The organism is Veillonella sp. (genome assembly GCF_019414865.1).
Taxonomy (GTDB): Bacteria; Bacillota; Negativicutes; order Veillonellales; family Veillonellaceae; genus Veillonella.
The window spans coordinates 1-1625 of record NZ_DXLG01000209.1; the positions used below are offsets into that span (position 1 = coordinate 1).

The window sequence follows — 1625 nt, forward strand, 5'->3', positions numbered from 1 at the left end:
ATCTCCAATATGAGTCTTTTTATTTGTCGCAATATATTTTACAATTCATCATATAATAAGTAAAAGTCTTGATAGACTATAAGGAGTTACATATGACACAACAAGAACGTTTATCTTATCTTGTAAAAGGATTAGTAGAAGAATATAGAGAGAAATATAAAGACGAACATATTGAAATTCCTAATGATGAAGCAGAACAGTTTACACTTTTTAGGGCTTTATGTAATATTCGTGCTGCTGGTGCAATGCCGATTGAATGGATGAAAGTACAAGATGAATTTTTAAATACATTGGCTTTAGAAAAAGGTATTGTAAGGATTAAGGATATGGAGGAGAGGGAGCCTCAGATTAATTTGTGGCAAGGAGACATTACTCGATTATCTGTAGATGCTATTGTTAATGCTGCCAATAATCAATTACTTGGTTGTTTTGCGCCTAATCATAAGTGTATCGATAATGCCATTCATACTTTTGCTGGTATTGAGCTGCGTATGGAGTGTGCACGGATGATAGAATATATGGATATGCCTGAGAAAACAGGCGTGGCTCGTAAGACTTATGCTTATAATTTACCAGCCAGTCATGTTATCCATACGGTGGGGCCTATTGTTTATGATACTGTTACAGACTTAGAAAAAGAACAATTGTCATCGTGCTATAGATCTTGCTTGGAGTTAGCTAATGCTTATAGTTTGAAGTCCATTGCATTTTGCTGTATTTCTACAGGTGAGTTTAGATTTCCTAATGAATTGGCGGCCCAAATTGCTATCGATACGGTACGTAGGTATTTAAAAGAAACTAATAGTAAAATACAAGTGGTATTTAATGTATTTAAGGATATAGATTATGATATCTACAACAAATTATTGGGATAATATAGAACGTGTAAAAGATTTTTTGAATACAGCTGATGCGGTACTCGTAGGTATTGGGGCCGGTATGTCTACTGCAGCGGGTCTGACCTATAGTGGAGAACGTTTTCATAAATACTTCGATGACTTTCACAAAAAGTACGGTATCACAGATATGTATTCTGGTGGATTCTATTCATTTGAAAGCATGGAAGAATATTGGGCGTGGTGGAGCCGTCATATCTACTATAATCGCTATGATATTTCAGTAGGTGAACCTTATATTCGGTTGATGGAGTTATTACAAAATAAGAATTACTTTGTGATTACCACTAATGTAGATCATCAAATGCAATTGGCCGGTGTAGATAAAAGTAGATTTTATTACATGCAAGGTGATTATGGCTTGTGGCAATGCTCTGAGCTATGTCATCAAAAGACTTATGATAATGAAGAACAAGTGCGCCGTATGGTTAAGGAACAAAAGGATATGAAAATTCCTACCGAGTTAATTCCTCACTGTCCTAGATGTGGTGAATTGATGACAATGAACTTACGTATTGATGGCACCTTTGTACAAGACGAAGGTTGGTATGCGGCACAAAATAGATATGCAGACTTTATAGAGCGATATAAAGATAAAAAGCTTGTCATGCTAGAATTTGGTGTTGGATATAATACACCGATGATAATTAAATACCCATTTATGCGGATGGCATATGAAAATATGGATGCTCTATATGTACCAATTAATATGGAAGATCAACATATACC

General features: G+C 35.2%; 2 protein-coding genes. Both read left to right on the forward strand.

From position 1 onward, the window contains the following. Positions 1–92 precede the first annotated feature (92 nt). Positions 93–875 (forward strand): protein-ADP-ribose hydrolase, encoded by a 783-nt coding sequence (locus QZ334_RS08305; RefSeq protein ID WP_295233613.1) that lies wholly within the window; start codon positions 93–95, stop codon positions 873–875. After that, positions 847–1625: SIR2 family NAD-dependent protein deacylase (locus QZ334_RS08310; RefSeq protein ID WP_295233616.1), on the forward strand; the 779-nt coding region annotated here is incomplete at its 3' end. The genes QZ334_RS08305 and QZ334_RS08310, both read left to right, overlap by 29 nt.

Coding starts and splice junctions, on each gene's coding strand:
- QZ334_RS08305 (WP_295233613.1), top strand. CDS start 93: ATGACACAACAAGAACGTTTATCTTATCTTGTAAAAGGATTAGTAGAA.